The 14,923-nt window shown below is 69.3% G+C and carries 17 protein-coding genes and 1 other RNA gene; 8 read left to right on the forward strand and 10 right to left on the reverse strand.

Going from position 1 to position 14,923, the window contains the following annotated elements; translation table 11 throughout:
- Nucleotides 1–36 precede the first annotated feature (36 nt).
- From IAI58_RS08830 to IAI58_RS08870, 9 genes are all read right to left on the reverse strand, one after another.
- Nucleotides 37–258: a ribbon-helix-helix domain-containing protein gene (locus IAI58_RS08830; RefSeq protein ID WP_207449091.1), complete on the reverse strand. Its 222-nt coding sequence runs from the start codon at nucleotides 256–258 to the stop codon at nucleotides 37–39.
- Between the two features lie 7 nt (nucleotides 259–265).
- Nucleotides 266–1,684: a class II fumarate hydratase gene (locus tag IAI58_RS08835; protein ID WP_207449089.1), complete on the reverse strand. Its 1,419-nt coding sequence runs from the start codon at nucleotides 1,682–1,684 to the stop codon at nucleotides 266–268.
- Between the two features lie 220 nt (nucleotides 1,685–1,904).
- Nucleotides 1,905–2,252 carry a hypothetical protein gene (locus IAI58_RS08840; RefSeq protein ID WP_207449088.1) on the reverse strand — a complete coding sequence of 116 codons (348 nt, stop codon included), beginning with the start codon at nucleotides 2,250–2,252 and terminating at the stop codon, nucleotides 1,905–1,907.
- 85 nt (nucleotides 2,253–2,337) lie between these two features.
- Nucleotides 2,338–2,736, reverse strand: a complete 399-nt coding sequence (locus IAI58_RS08845; RefSeq protein WP_207449086.1) for a VOC family protein — start codon at nucleotides 2,734–2,736, stop codon at nucleotides 2,338–2,340.
- The gene (locus tag IAI58_RS08850; RefSeq protein WP_207449084.1) at nucleotides 2,736–3,137 is read right to left on the reverse strand and encodes a RidA family protein; all 402 of its coding nucleotides are present in this window, start codon (nucleotides 3,135–3,137) and stop codon (nucleotides 2,736–2,738) included. The genes IAI58_RS08845 and IAI58_RS08850 overlap by 1 nt, the downstream gene beginning before the upstream one ends.
- Before the next feature lie 4 nt (nucleotides 3,138–3,141).
- On the reverse strand, nucleotides 3,142–4,785 hold the full coding sequence (locus IAI58_RS08855) for a fumarate hydratase (protein WP_207449138.1): 1,644 nt from the start codon (nucleotides 4,783–4,785) through the stop codon (nucleotides 3,142–3,144).
- Between the two features lie 261 nt (nucleotides 4,786–5,046).
- Complete coding sequence (locus IAI58_RS08860) at nucleotides 5,047–5,562, reverse strand: SspB family protein (protein WP_207449081.1); 516 nt, start codon at nucleotides 5,560–5,562, stop codon at nucleotides 5,047–5,049.
- 92 nt (nucleotides 5,563–5,654) lie between these two features.
- Nucleotides 5,655–6,004: a transfer-messenger RNA gene (gene ssrA / locus IAI58_RS08865) on the reverse strand.
- A 51-nt stretch (nucleotides 6,005–6,055) separates the two neighbouring features.
- Nucleotides 6,056–7,216, reverse strand: a complete 1,161-nt coding sequence (locus IAI58_RS08870; protein WP_207449079.1) for a M20 aminoacylase family protein — start codon at nucleotides 7,214–7,216, stop codon at nucleotides 6,056–6,058.
- 138 nt (nucleotides 7,217–7,354) lie between these two features.
- On the opposite strand from IAI58_RS08870, the gene thyX reads away from it, so the two are divergent.
- The 6 genes from thyX to mbfA all read left to right on the forward strand — a co-directional run bounded on the left by thyX (nucleotide 7,355) and on the right by mbfA (nucleotide 11,175).
- Nucleotides 7,355–8,293, forward strand: coding sequence for an FAD-dependent thymidylate synthase (gene thyX, locus IAI58_RS08875; RefSeq protein ID WP_207449077.1), 939 nt, complete (start codon nucleotides 7,355–7,357; stop codon nucleotides 8,291–8,293).
- A gap of 156 nt (nucleotides 8,294–8,449) precedes the next feature.
- Nucleotides 8,450–8,638: a hypothetical protein gene (locus IAI58_RS08880; protein ID WP_207449075.1), complete on the forward strand. Its 189-nt coding sequence runs from the start codon at nucleotides 8,450–8,452 to the stop codon at nucleotides 8,636–8,638.
- The gene (locus tag IAI58_RS08885) at nucleotides 8,638–8,856 is read left to right on the forward strand and encodes a hypothetical protein (protein ID WP_207449073.1); all 219 of its coding nucleotides are present in this window, start codon (nucleotides 8,638–8,640) and stop codon (nucleotides 8,854–8,856) included. The genes IAI58_RS08880 and IAI58_RS08885 overlap by 1 nt, the downstream gene beginning before the upstream one ends.
- The gene (locus tag IAI58_RS08890) at nucleotides 8,853–9,746 is read left to right on the forward strand and encodes a PfkB family carbohydrate kinase (RefSeq protein WP_207449072.1); all 894 of its coding nucleotides are present in this window, start codon (nucleotides 8,853–8,855) and stop codon (nucleotides 9,744–9,746) included. The genes IAI58_RS08885 and IAI58_RS08890 overlap by 4 nt, the downstream gene beginning before the upstream one ends.
- Before the next feature lie 53 nt (nucleotides 9,747–9,799).
- Nucleotides 9,800–10,093 (forward strand): Dabb family protein, encoded by a 294-nt coding sequence (locus IAI58_RS08895; protein ID WP_207449070.1) that lies wholly within the window; start codon nucleotides 9,800–9,802, stop codon nucleotides 10,091–10,093.
- 125 nt (nucleotides 10,094–10,218) lie between these two features.
- Nucleotides 10,219–11,175, forward strand: a complete 957-nt coding sequence (mbfA, locus tag IAI58_RS08900; protein WP_207449068.1) for an iron exporter MbfA — start codon at nucleotides 10,219–10,221, stop codon at nucleotides 11,173–11,175.
- A gap of 25 nt (nucleotides 11,176–11,200) precedes the next feature.
- Here the strand turns inward: mbfA and IAI58_RS08905 are convergent, their stop codons facing one another.
- The gene (locus tag IAI58_RS08905; RefSeq protein ID WP_207449066.1) at nucleotides 11,201–12,370 is read right to left on the reverse strand and encodes an Mrp/NBP35 family ATP-binding protein; all 1,170 of its coding nucleotides are present in this window, start codon (nucleotides 12,368–12,370) and stop codon (nucleotides 11,201–11,203) included.
- A 201-nt stretch (nucleotides 12,371–12,571) separates the two neighbouring features.
- Here IAI58_RS08905 and hflK point away from each other — a divergent pair, with 201 nt between their 5' ends.
- Both hflK and hflC read left to right on the forward strand, forming a co-directional pair.
- Complete coding sequence (gene hflK, locus IAI58_RS08910; RefSeq protein ID WP_207449064.1) at nucleotides 12,572–13,810, forward strand: FtsH protease activity modulator HflK; 1,239 nt, start codon at nucleotides 12,572–12,574, stop codon at nucleotides 13,808–13,810.
- On the forward strand, nucleotides 13,807–14,799 hold the full coding sequence (hflC, locus tag IAI58_RS08915; RefSeq protein ID WP_208775917.1) for a protease modulator HflC: 993 nt from the start codon (nucleotides 13,807–13,809) through the stop codon (nucleotides 14,797–14,799). The genes hflK and hflC overlap by 4 nt, the downstream gene beginning before the upstream one ends.
- Nucleotides 14,800–14,923 lie beyond the last annotated feature (124 nt).

The raw sequence follows: 14,923 nt of genomic DNA on the forward strand, positions 1-14,923 counted from the left end.
TATAGCCCGCTTTGGTGGCGCCTCCAGCCCTGGGGGCTAGCCCGGCCGGTGTTCCAGCGCATGCACCCGCAGCGCGCTGGCCAGCGGCATCTCCGCCTCCAGCCTCGCCCCGTCCACCGCCTGCACCAGCGCGGCCAGGCTGCGGCCCTCGGCACTGGCCAGGGCTTCCAGCGCGCGCCAGAAGGCAGGCTCCAGCGCCACGCTGGTGCGGTGCCCGGCCAGGGTGAAGGAGCGCTTCTCCAGATGCGCGCCGGTCACCGCGGAATCAGCCGCCCCCGCCCGGCAGGCTGGCGCCGGGGGCGACCATCTCCTCGGGCTTCACCCAGGCATCGAAATCGTCAGGCTTCACGTAACCCAGCTGCGCGGCCGCGTCGCGCAGGGTCAGGTTCTCGCGCAACGCCAGCTTCCCGATGGCGACGGCCTTGTCATAGCCGATGCGGGGATTCAGCACCGTCACCAGCATCAGCGACTTCGCCAGGTTCTCGGCGATGCGGGGCAGGTTGGGCTCCAGCTTCTCCACCATGTTGTGGGCGAAGCTCTCGGCCGCGTCGGCCAGAAGCGTGGTGGATTGCAGCACCGCCTGGATGATGACGGGCTTGAAGACATTCAGCTCCAGATGCCCCTGGGCTCCGGCGACGGTGACGGTGGTCTGGTTGCCCATCACCTGGGCGCAGACCATGGTCAGCGCCTCCGACTGCGTCGGGTTGGTCTTGCCGGGCATGATGGAGGAGGAGAGGCCATCCGCCGGGATGAACAGCTCCGCGAAGCCGCTGCGCGGGCCGCTGCCGAGCAGCCGGATGTCATTGGCGATCTTGTTGCAGGAGACCGCCAGCACGTTCAGCGCCCCGTGCAGCTCGACGAAGGCGTCGTGCGCGCCCATCCCCTCGAACTTGTCGGGGTTGGCGGTGAAGGCGAGGCCGGTGAGGGCGCTGACCCGCTCGCAGAAGGCGCGGTCGAAACCGGCATGGGTGTTCAGGCCGGTGCCGGTGGCGGTGCCGCCCTGGGGCAGCCGCAGCAGGCGGGGCAGGGTGCTTTCGACACGTTCGATGCCATGGGCGATCTGGCTGGCCCAGGCGTGGAATTCCTGCCCCAGCGTCACCGGAACCGCATCCATCAGATGGGTGCGGCCGACCTTGACGACGCCGCTCCATTCCTCCGCCCGCCTGGACAGCGCGCCGTGCAGCACCCGCAGCGCCGGCACCAGCCGGCCCGTCACGGCCTCGGCCGCCGCGATATGCATGGCGGTGGGGAAGCTGTCGTTGGAGGACTGGCCGCGGTTCACGTGGTCGTTGGGATGCACCGGCTTCCGCGTGCCCAGCGGCTGGCCCAGCATCTCATTGGCGCGGTTCGAGATGACCTCGTTCGCGTTCATGTTCGTCTGCGTGCCGCTGCCGGTCTGCCAGACGGGAAGGGGGAAATCGTCATTCCGCCGGCCCGCCACGATCTCGGCCGCGGCGGCGATGATGGGATCGGCGATCTCGGCCGGCAGTTCCCCAAGCGCCTTGTTGGCCTCGGCCGAGGCCTGCTTCTGCAGGCCCACGGCGCGGATCAGCACGGGCGGGAAGCGCTCGGTGCCGATTCGGAACAGCCGCCGGGCGCGTTCCGTCTGCGGGCCCCAGTAGCGGCCTTCCTCGATCTCGATGGTGCCGAGGCTGTCGGTTTCGGTGCGGGTGGCGGTGGTCATGGGACAGGCAACTCCCCGAGGCTGATGCGCCTGGCCACGCCGGATCCGTGGGGCAGGCAGGGCTGCGTCTCCGGCCGCCATCGCGCGCCGGAGCCTCAGCACCCCGGTCGTGGGGCATTTGGGGCGGGCCGTCGAGGGGGAGAGAACCGCGTCATCCCAAAGTGACAGCCCCGGGCCATAGTGAAAACCCCCGGGGCGGGTGCCTCCGGGGGTTCTGGTCTCACCAGGCGTAATATGGACGCGGTGGCGGCGGGGGCGCGTAATAATGCCGCGGCGGCGGGGGAGCATAATAGGCCACCGGTGGGGGCGGCGCGTAATAGACCGGCGGCGGGGCGTAATAAGCCACGGGCGGCGGGGGCGGTGCGTAATAGACCGGCGGCGGGGCCGCCTGGGCGGCGCCGGCCACGAGGGCGCCCACTGCCAGGCCACCGATGATGCCGGCGGCAACGGCGCCGCCGCTGGGGCCACGGTGGCGGTGCCAGCCATTCGCCTCGGCGGCGGATGGGGTGGACATCAGCGCCACGGCGGTCAGGCCGGCCAGGGCCAAGGCACGAAGGCTCTTCGTCATGTCACCCTCCTGGGCTCTCTGGACGCCAGTATAGATGGGATTTGCGCCAGATTATGGCAAGCTCGAGGTCAATCCGTGACCGGTGTCACCGGCTGTAGGTCGAGATCTCGATCAGGTTCCCGTCAGGGTCGCGGCAATAGACGGACATGATGGGCCCCAGCGCTCCAACCTTCGGGGCCGGCCCGTCCTCGATCGCCACCCCGCATTCGCGCAGATGCGTCACGATATCCTCGCCCGAGACGGCCACCACGAAGCAGAGGTCCATCGTGCCGACCTGGGCGTTGCGGCTGCTGGACCAGTCCTCCTGGTCGGCGGCCGCCGGGCGCAGGTTGATCTTCTGCCCGCCGAAGCGCAGGGCGGTGCGCCGCTTCTCCCCGAAGGCCTCGCGGTCCATGCCCAGCACGCGCTGGTACCAGGAGGCCGAGATCTCCACGTCCCGGCAGGTGATGACCAGATGGTCCAGCCGATCCACCGAAAAGCGCATCAGACAGCATCCCCCTGCGGCCGGCGCAGCCGGGCGGTGACCTGAATCTCGATCTTCATGGCATCATCCATCAACTGGGCATGGATGAGCGTGGCGGCCGGGCGGACATCGCCCAGCCATTTGCGGGTCACGGGCCAGCAGGGTTCCCAATCCGCCCTGTGAGGCAGGAAATAGGTGACGCGCACCACGTCACCCATGCCGCTCCCGGCCTCCCGCAGCGCCGCGTCGATATTACGGAAGCACTGCTCGCACTGCGCCACCACGTCATCGGCGATGCTCATGGTGGCGTAGTCGTAGCCGGTGGTGCCGGAGACGAAGACCCAGTCCCCGTCCACCACCGCGCGGGAATAGCCGATCTGCTCCTCGAACGGGCTGCCGGAGCTGATCAGGCGGCGGGCCATGGGCCTACTCCAGCCCGTCGTAGAAGTCGTTGCCCTTGTCGTCCACCACGATGAAGGCGGGGAAGTCCTCCACTTCGATACGCCAGACGGCTTCCATGCCGAGTTCCGGATATTCCAGCACCTCGACCTTCTTGATGCAGTCCTGCGCCAGCCGGGCGGCGGGGCCGCCGACGGAGCCGAGATAGAAGCCGCCATAGGTCTTGCAGGCATTCCGCACGGCCTTGCTGCGGTTGCCCTTGGCCAGCATCACGAGGCTGCCGCCAGCCGCCTGGAAGGCCTCCACATAGCTGTCCATGCGCCCGGCCGTGGTGGGGCCGAAGCTGCCGGTGGGCATGCCTTCCGGCGTCTTGGCGGGGCCAGCGTAATAGACCGGGTGGTCCTTGATGTATTGCGGCAGGCCCTCGCCACGGTCCAGCCGCTCCTGCAGCTTGGCATGGGCGATGTCGCGCGCCACCACGATGGTGCCGGTCAGCGAGACGCGGGTCTTGACCGGATGCTGGCTCAGCGTGGCACGGATGGCGTCCATCGGCTGGTTCAGGTCGATCTTGACCACCTCGCCACCCAGGATCTCATCCGTCGCCTCGGGCAGGAAGCGGGCGGGGTCGTGCTCCAGCGCCTCGATGAACACGCCTTCGGGCGTGATCTTGGTCTTCACCTGCCGGTCGGCCGAGCAGGAGACGCCGATGCCGATGGGCAGGCTGGCGCCATGGCGGGGCAGGCGGATGACGCGCACGTCGTGGCAGAAATACTTGCCGCCGAACTGGGCGCCGATGCCGATATTCTGCGTCAGCTTGTGGATCTCGGCTTCCAGCTCCGGGTCGCGGATGCCGTGGCCGGCCTTGCTGCCCTGGGTCGGCAGCTCGTCCAGGTAGCGGGTGGAGGCCAGCTTCACCGTCTTCAGCGTCGTCTCGGCCGAGGTGCCGCCGATGACGATGGCCAGGTGGTAGGGCGGGCAGGCGCTGGTGCCCAGCGACTTGATCTTGTCTTCCAGGAAGGCCAGCAGCTTCGGCTTGTTCAGCACCGCGCGGGTCTGCTGGAACAGGAAGGTCTTGTTGGCCGAGCCGCCCCCCTTCAGCACGAACATCATGTGGAACTCATCCGCATGATGGTCGCCGGGGGAGGCATAGATGTCGAACTGCACCGGCAGGTTGTTGCCGGTGTTCACCTCGTCGAAGGTGGTCAGCGGCGCCATCTGCGAATAGCGCAGGTTGGTCTCGGTATAGGTGCGGTGGACGCCGTAGGAGAGCGCCTCCTCCTCATCGCCCTCGACCCAGACGCGCTGGCCCTTCTTGCCGAAGACGATTGCGGTGCCGGTGTCCTGGCACATCGGCAGCACGCCGCCGGCGGCGATGGAGGCGTTCTTCAGCAGGTCCAGCGCCACAAAGCGGTCATTGGCGCTCGCCTCGGGGTCCTTCAGGATCTTGGCCAGCTGCTCCAGATGGCCGGGGCGCAGGTAGTGGGAGACCTCGCGGCAGGCGGTGAAGGCCAGTTCCTCCAGCGCCTTGGGGGAGATCTTCAGGACGGTCTTGCCCTCGACCTCGACCGTGCGAATGCCATCGATGTCCAGCTTGCGCCAGACCGTCCTGTCCTCCCCAAGCGGCAGCATGGGGGAATAGGTGAAGCCCTGGCTGCGCTGGGAAACCGGCATGCCGGCATCCGTTTCCTGGATGGGCGTATCGGCCAGCGGCGCTGCGGCCTGTGCGGCCGCGGGATTATCGAGAGCAGAGGTCATCGGGCGCTCCGGCGGGGCGATGGGGTCCCGGCGCCGCATACCGGCAGGTCACGGCGTCGCTTACGAGGCAGGTAGCGCAGAGGAGCCCCCAAGCCAACGGGGAAAGGGGGTGGGCCTGGACCTCGGGCCATGCCCGGGCTGGCATGCCAGCCCCGCTCTGCGCTCGTCCGCCTGGGTTTATTCGCGGGTGGGACGGCGCCGGAAGGCGTCGAGGCTGACCACCTGGGCAGGTGCCTCGGCTTCCTCCTGCTGCGCCTCGGGCTCCGTGGCAGCGGTCGCCTCAGAGGCTGCCTCCTCCGGCTCCTGCTGATCCTCGGGAGGGCCGAACCGCAGCCCGATACGGACATGAGGATCCCAGAAGGCTGTCATGGCGGCGATGGGGATCATCAGCTTGGCCGGCACGCCACCGAAGGAAAGCCCGATCGAGATGGTCTGCGCCACCCGGTCCACCTTCAGGTCCCAGAACTGGTGCTGGATGACGATCGTCATCTCTTCCGGGTAGCGGGCCTTGAGATGGCCAGGGATGGCCACGCCGGGATGGTCGGTGCGGAAGGTCAGGTAGAAATGGTGCTCGCCTGGCAGGCCATGGCTGCCGGCGTAATCCAGCGCGCGCAAGGCGACCTCGCGCATCGCGTCTTCCGTCCAGCGGTCGTAAGGTAGAAGGCTTTCGACCTGCTTTATTTCATTCGTCATTCATGCAATCCCCGCAGCGGGACCACAGTAATAGATCGTGCGGCAGTGCGGAAAGAGGGGCGCGGATTAAAACGCCAACTTACCTCGAGCGAAGTGGGGGGATTCTGTTGCCCGGCTCCCCCCGGGCCGCGCTTACCTATTTTTAGGCAGCGAGCGCCACAGCCTCGCGGCTGTTATCGTTGGCACTTGTGATATAGCCCGATAACGGCGGTACAATGCCGGGCAAAAGATACGTCTTTACCGCACGCGTCGAAGCTGTGTCGTCCCCATACCGCCCCGCCATACGATCCCTGGCGGGATGGCCCCTCGCGGGGCCGGATTGGTGGAGACGCCGGGCACTGCCCCCGGGTCCGCAATGCTTATTTCACGCACCGTTTATCGCCATAGCCACCCGAAGGTGAGCCCGGCCTATATAGGCGAAGCTCAGCAGGAAATCGAGGGGGGTGAGCCCCTTCCACGCCGATTTCCCTCCCTTCCGGGGTTATGGGTGGAATCAGCCCTTCGGCAGCATGGTCTCGACGATCCGCGCATAGAGCCCGGCGCCATAGGGCGTCGCCTCGTCGTTGAAGTTGTAGGCGGGATTGTGCGGCGTGGCGCCGGGGCCGTTGCCCACATGGATATAGGCGCCGGGCACCTTCTCCATCATGAAGCTGAAATCCTCCGAGCCCATGCCGGGCTCCTTGTTCCGCGCTACCTGGCCTTCGCCCACCAGGCTGGCCGCGGCATCGGCATAGGCGGTGGTCAGCTCGGGGTCGTTGACGGTGGGGGCGAAGATCAGGCGGAAATCCAGCTCCGCCTCGCAGCCCATGCCGGCGGCCACGCCCTCCGCCACGCGCTTCAGCCCGGCCTCGATCTGCTGCGCGACCTCGCGCGAGAAGAAGCGGGCGGTGCCGGAGAGCACGGCGGTATCGGGGATGACGTTATAGGCATCGCCGCCCTGCACCTTGGTGATGCTGATCACCGCCGGCTCGAAGGGCGAGATGTTGCGGGCGACGATGGACTGCGTGGCCGTGGCGATCTGGCAGGCCGCCAGCACCGGGTCCTGGCTGACCTCCGGCCGCGCGCCATGGGCGCCCTTGCCCCGCACGGTGATGTCGAAGAAGGCGCCGCCGGCGGCCGTGGGGCCGGGGCGGATGCCGTATTCGCCCACTGGCATGCCCGGGCGGTTGTGCATGCCGAAGATGGCATCGCAGGGGAACCGCTCGAAAAGCCCGTCCTCCAGCATCGCCAGCGCGCCGCCGCAGCCTTCCTCGCCAGGCTGAAAGATGAAATGCACCGTGCCATCGAAGTTCCGCGTCTCCGCCAGGTACCTGGCGGCGCCGAGCAGCATGGTGGTGTGGCCGTCATGGCCGCAGGCATGCATCTTGCCCGGCGTCTGGCTGGCATAGGGCAGGCCCGTCTTCTCCGTCATGGGCAGGGCGTCCATGTCGGCCCGCAGCCCCACGGCGCGGTTGCCCTTGCCGGAGCGCAGCACGCCCACCACGCCCGTCCTGCCGACGCCGCGATGCACCTCGATGCCCCAGGATTCCAGCTTCTTGGCCACGATGCCGGCGGTGCGGTGCTCCTCCATCCCCAGCTCGGGGTGGATGTGGAAGTCGTGGCGGATGGCGGTGAGGTCGTCCTGATAGCGGCGGATGTGGTCGATCACGGACATGCGGGAATCCTCTGCGAGATGGCGGCTGGAGCTATGCAAGCACCACGCCGCCACCGAGGAAAGCCAACGGAAGTCGCGCTGGCGGGCAGGGCCGGGCTAGGCTAGGACGGGCGCCGACTTGGGCTTGGGGGCAGAGTGATGGCACTGACGGACGCACAGCAGCAGGAACTGGCGGAGGCGAAGGCCGCCCGCGCCGAGACGCGCCGCCCTACCGTGCCGGCCCTGGAAGCCCTGCTCTTCGAGCCGATTCCGCTGCTCGACCACGGCTTCATCCGCGTCATCGACTACATGGGCGACGACTCGGCCGTGGTGCAGGCGGCGCGCGTCTCCTATGGCCGCGGCACCCGCGCCGTCACGGAGGACCGTGGCCTGATCCGCTACCTGATGCGGCACTGGCACTCCACGCCCTTCGAGATGTGCGAGATCAAGTTCCATGTGAAGCTGCCGATCTTCGTGGCGCGGCAGTGGATCCGCCACCGCATGGCGAATGTGAACGAATACTCGGCCCGCTATTCCATCATGGACCGGGAATTCTACATCCCCGCGCCCGAGCAGCTGGCCGCCCAGTCCAGCAGCAACCGCCAGGGGCGGGGCGAGGTGCTGGAGGGCGATGAGGCGGCGCGTGTGCTGCACCTGCTGCGCCAGGATGCCGGCACCGCCTATGACCATTATGCCGAGATGCTGAACGAGGACGAGGCCGGTGCCCCGCTCGACCCGGCCCGCCAGGGACTGGCGCGTGAGCTGGCGCGGATGAACCTGACGCTCAACACCTATACGCAGTGGTACTGGAAGATCGACCTCCACAACCTCATGCATTTCCTGCGCCTGCGGGCCGATGCCCACGCGCAGTATGAGATCCGTGTCTATGCGGAGGCCATGCTGAAGGTGCTGGAGGCCTGGGTGCCGGCGGTGGCCGAGGCCTTCCGCGACTACCGCCTGGGCGCCGTGACCCTCTCCGCCCAGATGCTGGAGATCACCCGCCGCCTGCTGGCTGGGGAGGCGGTGGAGCAGGCCGGCAGCGGCCTGTCCAAGCGCGAATGGCGCGAGCTGATGACGGTGCTGGGGCGGGAGGGCTGAACCCTGGCCGCCGCGCCCCGCCCGACCCGCGCGGCCGGTGCCGCGCGCGCCACGCCGCGTCCGGCCTCCCGCGCCAGCCGGGCCAGGAAGGCGGCGGGCAGCGGCGGGCGGCGCTTCCGCCTGTGGCTGGCCCTGCTGCCGCGGCATTGGCTGGCGGTGGCGGTGATCGTGGCGGTGCTGCTGGTCGGCATCCCCCTGGCTGTCGCGCTGGTGGGTGACCTGGGCGCGCTGCTGCTGCTGGTGGGAGTCGGCGGCTTCGCTCTTGGCCGGGCCACGGCGCGGCACGAAATACCCGGACGGACCCTGCGCGCGAAGGCGCCGAAACGCCGGGAAGGGGAGGCGTGATGTTCTGGTTTCTGATGCTGATGATCCTGCTGGTCTTCGGCCTGCCGCTGATGATGTTCTTTGCCGCGCTCTCCTTCGGCCTCTGGCTGGCGGGCGCGGTGCTGGGGCTGGTCTGGGCGGTGCTGACCTTCGTGTTCCATGACGCCGGCACGGCCCTGCTGGTCGTGCTCGCCCTGGCCCTCGGCTACGGCTGGGGGAAGAGGCGGCAGCAGGCATGAGCGTCCTGGTCTTCGGCTCGGCCAATGCCGACCTCGTCTTCACCACCCCCAGGCTGCCGGCCTCCGGGGAGACGGTGCTGGGTGAGGGGTGGCGCGCCCTTCCGGGCGGCAAGGGGGCCAACCAGGCCACGGCGGCGGCGCTGGCGGGTGCCGGGACCGCCTTCATCGGTGCCGTCGGCACGGATTCCCTGGCGGAGGTCGCGCTCTCCGGCATGCGGGCCGCCGGGGTGGACCTGGCGGGGCTGGCCTGGGTGGACCGGCCGACCGGCGCCGCGGCCATCTGCGTCGATGCTCTGGGCGCCAATCAGATCGCCGTCGCCTCCGGCGCCAACATGGCCGTGCGCGCCGCGCAGGTGGAGGATGCGGCGCTTGGCCCCTCCACCGTGCTGCTGCTGCAGATGGAAGTGCCGGTGGCGGAAATGGCGCCCCTGGTGGAGCGTGCCCGGAAGGCCGGCGCTCGCGTTATCCTGAACCTGGCCCCGCCCGGCCCCGTGCCGCCCGCCATGCTGGGGCAACTGGACCTGCTGATCGTCAATGAGCATGAGGCCGCCTGGCTGGCCGCCGAGGCGGGCGCCGCGCCGGATGCCATGGCGCTGCGCTCCGCCCTGGGCATCGACGTGGTCGTGACACGGGGCGAGCAGGGTGCGGAGGCCGCCACCGCCGGCGGCCTGCTGCGCCAGCCGGCCTTCCAGGCTACGGCCGTGGACACCACCGGCGCCGGCGACTGCTGGTGCGGCACCCTGGCCGCCGGGCTGGATGCCGGGATGGATCTGGCGGCCGCCATGCGGCAGGCCGCGGCCGCGGCGGCCATCGCCGTGGGACGGGAAGGGGCGGCCGCCGCCATGCCCAGCGCGGCGGAGACCGGGGCGCTGCTGGCCGCCGCCGGCTAGCCAGCGGCGCCGGCAGGTTCTATCCCGCCGCCGGTACCGCCGAGGAGAGAGCCATGATCCGCCATATCGTCTTCTTCCGCGCCCGGCGGCGCGAGGATGTGCCGGCGGTGCTGGAGGGACTCTCCATCCTCAAGACGATTCCGCATTCCACCCGCTTCGAGGTCACGCTGAACAGCAAGCTCGACCAGATCGGCAATGATGTGGACGTGGTGGTCTATGGCGAATTCGCCGATGCGGCGGCCCTGGCCGCCTTCAAGGCGCACCCGACCTACCAGGAATCCATCGACCGCGTCCGCCCGCTGCGCGACCTGCGCGTGGCCGCCGATTATGAGGTCCTGACGGAGTAAGCCAGACCTGGCCTGTTGCGAACGCGGCTCATTCTCGATATCTTCTTGAAAATAAAGGAACATTTTCGGGAATCGGCTTGCGCGCCCCGGCGCGCGGGGCAAGAAGGCGGCAGGAGGTCTGCCGTATGAGACGCCTTGAGGAACTGAGCGAAGCCGAGATTCTCGCCCTGGCCGTCGCCAGCGAGGAGGAGGATTCCCGGATCTATCGCCACTTCGCGCTGCGGCTGCGGGGCGCCTATCCCGCCTCGGCCAGGGTGTTCGAGGATATGGCGGTGGAGGAGGACGAGCACCGGCAGCGCCTGCTCGGCCTCTACGAGAAGAAGTTCGGCACGGAGCTGCCCTATATCACCCGCCAGGACGTGCGCGGCTTCATGCGCCGCAGCCCGGTCTGGCTGATGAAGGACCTGCGGATCGAGACGGTGCGGGGCCAGGCGGCGCTGATGGAGCGGCAGGCCAGCCGCTTCTATGCCCAGGCGGCCGGGCGGGTGCATGACACAGAGGTCCGCCGCCTGCTGGGCGACCTTGCCGCCAGTGAGGCCAGGCACGAGCAGCGCGCCGAGGAGCTGGAAGCCACCTACCTGACCCCCGAGGCCCGTGGCGCCGAGGATGCCGAGGCCCGCCGCGCCCTGCTGCTGCAGGTGGTGCAGCCGGGCCTCGCCGGGCTGATCGACGGCTCCATCTCCACCCTGGCGCCCATCTTCGCCGCCGCCTTCGCCACTCACCGTTCGGAGGATGCCTTCCTGGTGGGCCTCGCCGCCTCGATCGGCGCCGGCATCAGCATGGGGCTGACCGAGGCGCTATCGGACGACGGCGCGATCACCGGGCGCGGGCACCCCTGGCTGCGCGGTACCGTCTGCGGCGTCATGACGGCCCTGGGAGGGCTGGGGCACACGCTGCCCTATCTGATCACCGACTTCTGGCTGGCCACCACCATCGCCGCCCTGGTCGTGGCGGTGGAGCTTTTCGTGATCGCCTGGGTGCGCTGGCGCTACATGGAGACGCCGATCTTCTCGGCCATGGTGCAGGTGGTGCTGGGTGGCGTGCTGGTGCTGCTGGCGGGCATCTTCATCGGCAGCTCCTGAAGCGGCCCGCCAGCGCCGGGAGGGGTCAGTCCACCACGAAGCGCGGCCCGGCGGGCGCGGCGCCGCCCTGCTGCAGCTTCTCCCGCAGCCGGGCGGCGATGGCGCGGTAGGATTTCGCCTCCTCGCTCTCCGGCCGGGCGATGGAGATGGGGGTGCCGGCATCGGCCAGCTCCCGGATGGCCAGCTTCAGCGGCAGCTCGCCCAGGAATTCCACGCCCATCCGCTCCGCCTCCGCCCGCGCCCCGCCATGGCCGAAGATCTCGGTCCGGTGGTTGCAGTTGGGGCAGCAGAAGTAGGACATGTTCTCGATCAGCCCGAGCACGGGGACATTGACCTTCTCGAACATGCGGATGCCGCGGCGGGCATCGATCAGCGCCACGTCCTGGGGCGTGGAGACGATGACGGCGCCGGCCAGCGGCACGCGCTGGCTCATGGTCAGCTGCGCGTCGCCGGTGCCGGGGGGCATGTCCACCACCATCACATCCAGCTCACCCCATTCCACCTGGCCCAGCATCTGCTCCAGCGCGCCCATCACCATCGGGCCACGCCAGACCATGGGCGTCTCCTCCTCCACCAGGAAGCCGATGGACATGGCCTTCAGCCCCCAGCGGGAGAGGGGGATGATCCTGCCCTGGGTGGCACGCGGCCGCTCCCGCGTGCCGAGCATCTGGGGCAGGGAGGGGCCATAGATATCCGCGTCCAGCAGCCCGACCTTCAGCCCATCGGCGGCCAGGGAGACGGCCAGGTTCACGGCGGTGGTGGATTTGCCGACGCCACCTTTGCCGGAGGCGATGGCGACGATGGCCTTCACATCCGGCAGCAGCATCGGCCCCTGGCCCGGCGCCGGGCGGCTGGCCCGGGCGGTGCCTGGCGCGGGGCCGCCGGGCGGCGGTGCGGCATGGCCATGCCCGGCATGTTCATGCGGGGCGGGCGCGGTGCCGATGTCCCGGTGCGCGGTCAGCACGCAGGTGGCGGAAAGCACGCCCGGCACCGCCATCGCCGCCCGCTCGGCCGCCGCTCGCAGCGGTTCCAGCGACCGGGCCCGCTCACGCGGCACGGAAAGCGCGAACTGCACCAGTCCGTCCCGTGCCGAAAGGCTCTGCAACATGCCGGAGGAAACGACGTCCTTGCCGGTCTCCGGGTCGCGCACCGCGGCCAGCGCGGCGCGGATGGCCTGAATCAGAGTCTCCGACATCGCTTGAAAACCTCTTCTATCCGGACAATATCGGCCACGCCCTCGCCGCGGCGTGATGCAACCGCATTGCGCCATGGCCCGGACAGGGCGACATATGGTCTGGCCCTGTCGCCCATGCATCTGCCTGGCGCAAGCGGCTGGAAGATGAATTGCCGCGCCTGGGCTATGGTGCGGTGACACCTACGGGAGATGTGCCGGCCGATGCCCTGGAACAATAATGGTGGTTCGAACTCCGGAGGCAGCCCCTGGGGCAATCCGCGCCCAGGTGGTCCCTGGGGCCAGCCGCCGCAGGGTGGCGGCGGACGTGGCCCGGGGGGCGGCAGTGGCCCGGACCTGGATGACGCGATCCGCCAGGCGCAGGCCGCGCTACGGCGGATCCTGCCGGGCGGTGGCCGTGGCGGCAACGGCAAGTGGATCGGCCTGGGCATCGTCGCGCTGATCGCCGTCTGGGCGGCCAGCGGCATCTACCGCGTTCAGCCGGACGAGCAGGGCGTGGTGATGCGCTTCGGCGCCTTCAACCGCACCACCCAGCCCGGCCTGAACTACCGCATCCCCTGGCCGGTGGAGAGCGTGACGACGCCCCGCGTGACGCGCATCAACCGCATCGATATCGGCTTCCGCGCCCCGAATGATTCGCCCCTGCAGCGCCCGGTCTCCGCCCGGGACGTGCTGGAGGAGAGCATGATGCTGACGGGTGACGAAAACATCATCGACATCGACTTCGCGGTCTTCTGGCGCATCCGTGATGCCGGCGAATACCTGTTCAATACCCGCAGCCCCGATGCCACGGTGAAGTCGGCAGCCGAGAGTGTGATGCGTGAGGTGGTGGGCCGCACCCCCATCCAGCCGGCGCTGACCGAGGCGCGCGCGCAGATCGAGCAGGCGGTCCGCCAGGGCACGCAGTTCATCCTGGACCAGTATGGCTCGGGCATCGAGATCACGCAGATCCAGTTGCTGAAGGTCGACCCGCCGCCGGCTGTCATCGACGCCTTCCGCGACGTGCAGCGCGCCAATGCGGACCGCGAGCGCGCCCGCAACGAGGCCGAGGCCTATCGCAACGACATCATCCCCCGCGCCCGCGGTGAGGGGCAGCGCCTGATCCAGGAGGCCGAGGGCTTCAAGGAATCCCAGGTCGCCCGCGCCCGCGGTGAAGCCGCGCGCTTCCTCAGTGTGCTGTCCGCCTACCAGACCGCGCAGGACGTGACGGTGCGCCGCCTCTATCTGGAGACGATGGAGGAGATCCTGCGCCGCAACCCGAAGATCGTGGTGGATGACCGGCTCCAGGGCATCGTGCCCTATCTGCCGCTGGATGGCGGGCCCGCCCAGGGTGCCGGCAATACGCCGCGCGCCGCCCCGCCGGCGCCGCCGGGCCTGATCGACCGCCCGACCCGTCCGGCCGCCACGCCCACGCCTGCCCCGAACCAGGGAGCCGCCCGATGAACCGTATGCTCCTGCTGGCGGGCGTTGCCGTCGTGGCGGTGGCCGCCGCCGCCTCCACCCTCTTCACCGTGCAGCAGACCGAACAGGTGATGATCACCCAGTTCGGCGAGCCGATCCGCATCATCAGCACGCCGGGCCTGCACGCCAAGATCCCCTTCGTCCAGTCCGTCGTCTCCTTCGACCGGCGGCTGCTGGACTTCGATGCCCCGGGTGAGGAAATCATCCTGGGCGATCAGCGCCGGCTGATCGTGGACAGCTTCACCCGCTTCCGCATTTCCGACCCGCTGCGCTTCTTCCAGACCTCGGGCGCGCAGGAGGCGGGCATCCGGGCCCGGCTGTCCTCCATCGTCTCGTCCTCGCTGCGCCGCGTGCTGGGCAACCAGCCGCTGCTGGCCGTTCTCTCCACCGAACGGCAGAAGATCATGGACGAGATCAAGCGGCAGGTGAACGCCGAGGCCACGCAGTTCGGTATCATGGTGGAGGATGTCCGCATCCGCCGCGCCGACCTGCCGGAAGAGAATACCCAGGCCGTGCTGAACCGCATGCAGTCCGAGCGTGAGCGCGTGGCGCGTGAGGCCCGTGCCGAGGGTGCCGAGGTGGCCGCCCGCGTCCGCGCCGGCGCCGACCGCGAGCGGACGGTGCTGCTGGCTGAGAGCCAGGCGCAGTCCGATGTGCTGCGCGGCCAGGGCGAGGAGGAGGCGATCCGCATCTTCGCCGAGGCCTTCCAGCGCGACCCGCAGTTCTTCCAGTTCTGGCGCACCATGCAGTCCTACCGGGAGGCCTTCTCGGAAGGGGATGCCCGGCTGGTGCTGACGCCGGATTCGGAGTTCTTCCGCTACTTCCGCTCCAGCCAGCCGGGTGTCCCGCTGGCCGGGGTGAGCGAGCCGGTCCGGCCGACTCCCGCCGTGCCGACCCCGGTGGCGCCCCAGGCGGCTCCGGCTCCGGCTCCGGCTCCGGCTCCGGCCCCGGAGGCGACGCCGGCACCTTGATGCCGGTGCGTATCGAATTATTGCGAGGCGGGCCGCATCTCTTGCGGCCCGTGCCGAGTTGGGCTTTCTCGTGATGGTTCTCCTTCGCAACCTTGGCATTGGGCGGCGATAAGCCCATTTCCAT

Origin of the sequence: Roseomonas marmotae (assembly GCF_017654485.1) — a bacterium.
Classification (GTDB): Bacteria; Pseudomonadota; Alphaproteobacteria; order Acetobacterales; family Acetobacteraceae; genus Pseudoroseomonas; species Pseudoroseomonas marmotae.

Coding starts and splice junctions, on each gene's coding strand:
- mbfA (WP_207449068.1), top strand. CDS start 10,219: ATGAGACGCCTTGAGGAACTGAGCGAAGCCGAGATTCTCGCCCTGGCC.
- IAI58_RS08835 (WP_207449089.1), bottom strand. CDS start 1,684: ATGACCACCGCCACCCGCACCGAAACCGACAGCCTCGGCACCATCGAG.
- hflK (WP_207449064.1), top strand. CDS start 12,572: ATGCCCTGGAACAATAATGGTGGTTCGAACTCCGGAGGCAGCCCCTGG.
- IAI58_RS08905 (WP_207449066.1), bottom strand. CDS start 12,370: ATGTCGGAGACTCTGATTCAGGCCATCCGCGCCGCGCTGGCCGCGGTG.
- IAI58_RS08840 (WP_207449088.1), bottom strand. CDS start 2,252: ATGACGAAGAGCCTTCGTGCCTTGGCCCTGGCCGGCCTGACCGCCGTG.
- thyX (WP_207449077.1), top strand. CDS start 7,355: ATGGCACTGACGGACGCACAGCAGCAGGAACTGGCGGAGGCGAAGGCC.
- IAI58_RS08890 (WP_207449072.1), top strand. CDS start 8,853: ATGAGCGTCCTGGTCTTCGGCTCGGCCAATGCCGACCTCGTCTTCACC.
- IAI58_RS08850 (WP_207449084.1), bottom strand. CDS start 3,137: ATGGCCCGCCGCCTGATCAGCTCCGGCAGCCCGTTCGAGGAGCAGATC.
- IAI58_RS08895 (WP_207449070.1), top strand. CDS start 9,800: ATGATCCGCCATATCGTCTTCTTCCGCGCCCGGCGGCGCGAGGATGTG.
- IAI58_RS08860 (WP_207449081.1), bottom strand. CDS start 5,562: ATGACGAATGAAATAAAGCAGGTCGAAAGCCTTCTACCTTACGACCGC.
- IAI58_RS08870 (WP_207449079.1), bottom strand. CDS start 7,216: ATGTCCGTGATCGACCACATCCGCCGCTATCAGGACGACCTCACCGCC.
- IAI58_RS08885 (WP_207449073.1), top strand. CDS start 8,638: ATGTTCTGGTTTCTGATGCTGATGATCCTGCTGGTCTTCGGCCTGCCG.
- IAI58_RS08855 (WP_207449138.1), bottom strand. CDS start 4,785: ATGCCGGTTTCCCAGCGCAGCCAGGGCTTCACCTATTCCCCCATGCTG.
- hflC (WP_208775917.1), top strand. CDS start 13,807: ATGAACCGTATGCTCCTGCTGGCGGGCGTTGCCGTCGTGGCGGTGGCC.
- IAI58_RS08845 (WP_207449086.1), bottom strand. CDS start 2,736: ATGCGCTTTTCGGTGGATCGGCTGGACCATCTGGTCATCACCTGCCGG.